We start from the raw sequence: 5,249 nt of genomic DNA on the forward strand, positions 1-5,249 counted from the left end.
CATGATCGTCTTGGCAAGCGCCAGTTGACCAGCTGTTGCATCCTTCGAGCCCTTCTGTGCGAAGAACACGAACGAGTCGACGTTGAACGTGTAGCCCTTAGCCGTACCCGGAACCGGTGCGCAGATATAGTCCGTACCCGGCTGCTTGTTCGCGTTCGCGAACTCGCCCTTCGCCCAGTCGCCCATGAACTGCATGCCGGCCTTGCCGTTGATGACCATGGCCGTTGCGAGGTTCCAGTCACGGCCCGTGCGGCCCGTGTCCATGTACGACTCGATCTTGCGGACCGTGTCGAACACGCCAACCATCTGCTGCGACGTCAGGGTCTTCTGGTCCAGGTCGACAATCGCCTTCTTGTAGAAGTCAGCGCCTTGCGACAGCACCACGTCTTCCCACAGCGTCAGGTCTTGCCACGGTTGACCGCCGGCAGCAACCGGCTGGATGCCGGCGGCCTTCAGCTTGTCAGCGAGGGCGAAGAATTCCGGCCATGTGGTAGGCGGCTTGGCGCCAACCTTGTCGAGTGCCGACTTGTTGATCCAGATCCAGTTCACGCGGTGCACCGAGAACGGCGCTGCCACGTAGTGACCGTCTGCATGCATGATCTTGTCGATCTGCGGCGGCAGGTTCTTCTTCCAGTCACCCGCGACCGAGTCGATCGGCACCAGCACGCCCTGCTCCGCCCACTCCTGAATCAGCGGACCCTTGATCTGCGCAGCGCTCGGTGCATTGCCCGAGATCACCTGCGTCTTCAGTGCTGTCATGGCCGCTGCACCAGCGCCGCCCGCAACCGCAAAGTCCTTCCAGGTGTAACCCTGCTTCTGCATGTCATCTTTGAGCACGCCGACGGCTTTCGATTCGCCGCCTGACGTCCACCAGTGCAGCACTTCGATCGACTCAGCAGCCTGCGCTGCGGATACACCACACATCAGACCTGCAGCGCACAAAGCGCCCATGATCGCGCGAAATTTCATTGCTTATCTCCTCCAGACACCTGAACAAAAAACGAATGGCCCCTGATTCTCCAGGGTGCTGTGGTTGGTTCAAAACAGGCAAAACACAGGGCGATCGAGCCTCGGGCCGGCGCATGCGCGTGCATGTGCCGGCAAGCCGACGTTCGGCCGCTGGAAGCTCAGAAGATGAGTGGTTCGGGATGCAACTGACTGTCTCCTCTTTTGATTTTTGCCTGCCCGCGTCGCGCGCGGCAGACTCACTCGAGGCTCCTCACACGTTAACCCTGACATCCGCATGACTGTTTGCCACCCGAGGCAGCCAGCACGTGCGAAAACGCAATGTCCGTTAACATGCAGGGGACGCCAGCCGACTCGGGAAAACGCGCATCTCGTCTGACCATGCCCGCTTTTTTCATCGATTTAGCGCTACCTCTTGATTTGGATTGTAGTTAAACTACAATTCAGTGTCAAAAAAAATTTTATCGGACTACGGTCGCTGCGGGCGGCCTTCAGGACATCGACGGAGACTCATGTTTACCGATTCAAGTTTCACCTTCGTGCTCTTCGGCGGAACCGGCGATCTGTCGATGCGCAAGATCCTGCCGGCACTGTATGAAGCACACCGTGCGGGGATGCTGGCGGAAAGCGGCAAGATCGTTGGTGTGACTCGTCATGTGGAAGATCGCGCAGGATATATCGAGTGGGTCAACGAACACGTCAAGCCGTATGTCTCGCAGAACGGTCTCGATGAAGCGGCATGGGCCGGCTTCCTCGAGCGCATCCAGTATGTGAAGCTCGACCTGGGCAAAGCCGAAGACTTCGCGCTGCTGCGCGATGCGGTGAGTGAGCTGCCCGGCATCCGTGTGTTCTATCTCGCCACTGGCCCCTCGCTGTTCGTGCCTATCTGCCGCGCGCTCGCCGCTGTCGGCCTCAATACGAATTCGCGCATCGTGCTGGAAAAGCCGCTTGGCTACGACCTGAAGTCGTCCAACGCGATCAACGACGCAGTGGGCGAGATCTTCGCCGAAGAACAGATCTACCGCATCGACCACTACCTCGGCAAAGAGCCGGTGCAGAACCTGCTCGCGCTGCGCTTCGGCAATGCGCTCTTCGAACCGTTGTGGCGCCGTGAGTGGGTCGAGAGCATCCAGATCACGATCGCAGAAGAGCTGGGCGTGGAAGCGCGCGGCGACTTCTACGACAATACGGGCGCACTGCGCGACATGGTGCAGAACCATTTGCTGCAGTTGCTCTCGATCGTGGCCATGGAGCCGCCTCACTCGATGGATTCGGATTCGGTGCGCGACGAAAAGCTGCGCGTGCTGCGGGCCTTGAAGCCCATCGATTCACGCGACATCAGCAAGATCGCCGTGCGCGGCCAGTATCATGCGGGCGGAATCCGCGGCACCTCGGTGCCGGCGTACGCCACGGAACCCGGCGTCAAGGCGAACACCAACACCGAGACCTTCGTCGCGCTGAAGGTGGAAATCGAAAACTGGCGCTGGGCCGGCGTGCCCTTCTTCCTGCGCACCGGCAAGCGTCTGGCCGACCGGGTCGCCGAGATCGTGGTGAACTTTCGCGCGGTGCCGCATTCGGCGCTTGGGCCGACGGCCTTGCGTCCGGGTGCAAACCGGCTGGTGATCCGCCTGCAACCGAACGAAACGATTCGCCTGTATTGCCTCGCCAAGCAGCCTGGCGAGGGCATGAACCTAGCCAGCGTTCACCTCGACCTCGCGTTCGACCAGTTCTTCCGCGAAGGGCAGATGGAGGCTTATCAGCGCCTGTTGCTCGACGTGATCAACGGCCGGCTCGCGCTGTTTGTCCGGCGCGACGAGCAGGAAGCCGCATGGCGCTGGGTCGAACCGATCCTGAATGAATGGGCGGCCGCTAACAAGCCGCCCAAACCGTATGCGGCAGGCACGTGGGGGCCGGCGGCCTCGAGCGCGATGCTGGCGCAGCATGGTACGTGCTGGCTCGAAGAAGAAAACTGATCTGCGGTGACGCAGCGCATCTGAAAAGCCGCGCCGCGTTCGCCGTATGCGACATACCGATCGACTGAACGGGGTGGCGCCGTAACAGCGGCAACGGCAGCGTAGGGAACCGGTCCCTTAGGCAGCAATTGTCCAGCGTGACGGCATATTCCGCAGACCCGACAAAAAGCAGTACGGAGGAGAAATGATCGAGCTTCACACTTTCGACGACCAACGCGCCCAATCGGACGCGCTGGCGAAAGCGGTGGGCGACGCTTTGCAGGCGTCCCTGACCGCTCGCGCAGCCTCGGCCGGTAATGGCCCGAGCCACGTCACGCTGGCAGTGTCGGGCGGCAGCAGTCCGCGTCCGTTCCTGCAGACCCTGTCCACTGAACCGTTCGACTGGGCGCGCATTGCCGTGACGCTGGTCGACGACCGCTGGCTTCCCGAAACGGACAACGACAGCAATTCGCGTTTTGCGCACGAGACGTTGTTGCAGAACGCCGCGAAAGCTGCCGCATTCTGGCCGCTGGTGGATACCAGTCAATCGCTTGAGGCGCACGTTGCGGCGTTGAACGCCGACGCGCGTCGCACGCTGCCGGATGTCGCCGTGCTCGGCATGGGCGAGGACGGTCACACGGCGTCGATCTTTGCGGATGCGCCCGAGTGGGACTTCGCCATCACGACCCCGGACCACTTTGTCGCCGTGCATCCGGGCGCTGCGCCGCATGCACGCGTAAGCTGGTCCATGTCCGCGTTGAAGCAGATGGGCCGACTATTTCTGTTGATTGCAGGACCGCGCAAGCTGGACGTGCTCAACGCCGCCGCCGCTGCGCCACAAAAAAATGCCATCTCACAGTTGGCAAACGACAAGGGAGTGAGACTCGATGTCTACTGGTGTGAAAAGTAACGCTGGCCCGGGCGCGGGCCAGCACGCCGATGGACCGCGCCTGTTGGCCGACATCGGCGGCACCAACGCGCGTTTTGCACTGGAGACGGGGCCGGGCGAAATTGGCCAGGTGCAGGTGTATCCCTGCGCCGATTACCCGGGCGTCGCTGACGTCATCAAGAAGTACCTGAAAGATTCGAAGATTGGCCGCGTGAACCACGCGGCGATTGCGATTGCGAACCCGGTCGACGGCGACCAGGTCAGCATGACCAACCACGACTGGACCTTTTCGATCGAAGCCACGCGCCGGGCGCTGGGCTTCGACACACTGCTGGTCGTCAACGACTTCACCGCGCTGGCGATGGCGTTGCCTGGCCTGACCGACACGCAACGCGTGCAGGTAGGCGGCGGCGCACGCCGGCCGAACAGCGTGATCGGGCTGCTGGGCGCGGGCACGGGCCTCGGCGTGTCCGGTCTTATTCCGGCGGACGACCGCTGGATAGCGCTGGGCAGCGAGGGCGGCCACGCCACCTTCGCGCCAGCCGACGAGCGCGAAGACCTGGTGCTGCAGTACGCACGCAAAAAATGGTCGCATGTATCGTTCGAACGCGTGTCGGCGGGTCCGGGCATCGAGGTGGTCTACCGGGCGCTGGCGGCGCGCGACAAGAAACGTGTGCCGACCAGTTTCGACACCTCCGAGGTAGTCAAACGCGCGCTCGAAGGCGAACCGCTGGCGGCGGAATCGGTGGATGTGTTCTGCGGCATTCTCGGCACGTTCGCCGGCAACATCGCGGTGACGCTAGGCGCGCTGGGCGGCATCTACATTGGCGGCGGCGTGGTGCCGCGGTTGGGCGAATTCTTTGAGCGTTCGTCATTCCGCGAGCGCTTTGAGGCGAAGGGCCGCTTCGAGGCGTATCTGCAGAGCGTACCGACCTACGTGATCACGGCGGAGTATCCGGCGTTCCTGGGAGTCTCGGCGATTCTGGCAGAGCAGTTGTCGAACCGTGCGGGCGGCAGTTCATCCGCGGTGTTCGAGCGCATTCGTCAGATGCGGGACGCGTTGACGCCGGCTGAGCGTCGCGTGGCTGATCTCGCGCTGAATCATCCGCGTTCGATCATCAACGATCCGATTGTGGACATCGCGCGCAAGGCTGACGTGAGCCAGCCGACGGTAATCCGTTTTTGCCGCTCGCTGGGCTGTCAGGGCTTATCCGATTTCAAGCTGAAGCTGGCAACGGGGCTGACCGGAACGATTCCGGTGAGTCACAGCCAGGTGCACCTGGGCGACACGGCGACGGACTTTGGCGCGAAGGTTCTGGACAACACGATCTCTGCGATTTTGCAGTTGCGCGAGCATTTGAACTTCGAGCATGTCGAGCGGGCGATCGACCTGTTGAACGGCGCGCGACGCATTGAGTTTTATGGGCTCGGCAATTCGAATA

Annotated in this window: 4 protein-coding genes; 3 read left to right on the top strand and 1 reads right to left on the bottom strand. The window is 62.0% G+C overall.

All coding sequences use genetic code 11. The features are described 5' to 3' along the window. Positions 1-969: ABC transporter substrate-binding protein (locus tag M0954_RS03130; RefSeq protein ID WP_297351586.1), on the bottom strand; the 969-nt coding region annotated here is incomplete at its 3' end. Between the two features lie 509 nt (positions 970-1,478). Here M0954_RS03130 and zwf point away from each other — a divergent pair. The 3 genes from zwf to M0954_RS03145 form a co-directional block, all read left to right on the top strand. Beyond that, positions 1,479-2,939 (top strand): glucose-6-phosphate dehydrogenase, encoded by a 1,461-nt coding sequence (gene zwf, locus M0954_RS03135; protein WP_297351588.1) that lies wholly within the window; start codon positions 1,479-1,481, stop codon positions 2,937-2,939. Between the two features lie 184 nt (positions 2,940-3,123). After that, the gene (gene pgl, locus M0954_RS03140; protein WP_122153675.1) at positions 3,124-3,828 is read left to right on the top strand and encodes a 6-phosphogluconolactonase; all 705 of its coding nucleotides are present in this window, start codon (positions 3,124-3,126) and stop codon (positions 3,826-3,828) included. Next, on the top strand, positions 3,806-5,249 hold a 1,444-nt coding region (locus M0954_RS03145; protein ID WP_297351590.1), incomplete at its 3' end, for a bifunctional transcriptional regulator/glucokinase. The genes pgl and M0954_RS03145, both read left to right, overlap by 23 nt.

Origin of the sequence: Paraburkholderia sp., assembly GCF_026225065.1 — a bacterium.
Classification (GTDB): Bacteria; Pseudomonadota; Gammaproteobacteria; order Burkholderiales; family Burkholderiaceae; genus Paraburkholderia.

Bases quoted from the DNA above. Each gene is read 5' to 3' on its own strand.
- pgl (WP_122153675.1), top strand. From the start codon at position 3,124: ATGATCGAGCTTCACACTTTCGACGACCAACGCGCCCAATCGGACGCG.
- zwf (WP_297351588.1), top strand. From the start codon at position 1,479: ATGTTTACCGATTCAAGTTTCACCTTCGTGCTCTTCGGCGGAACCGGC.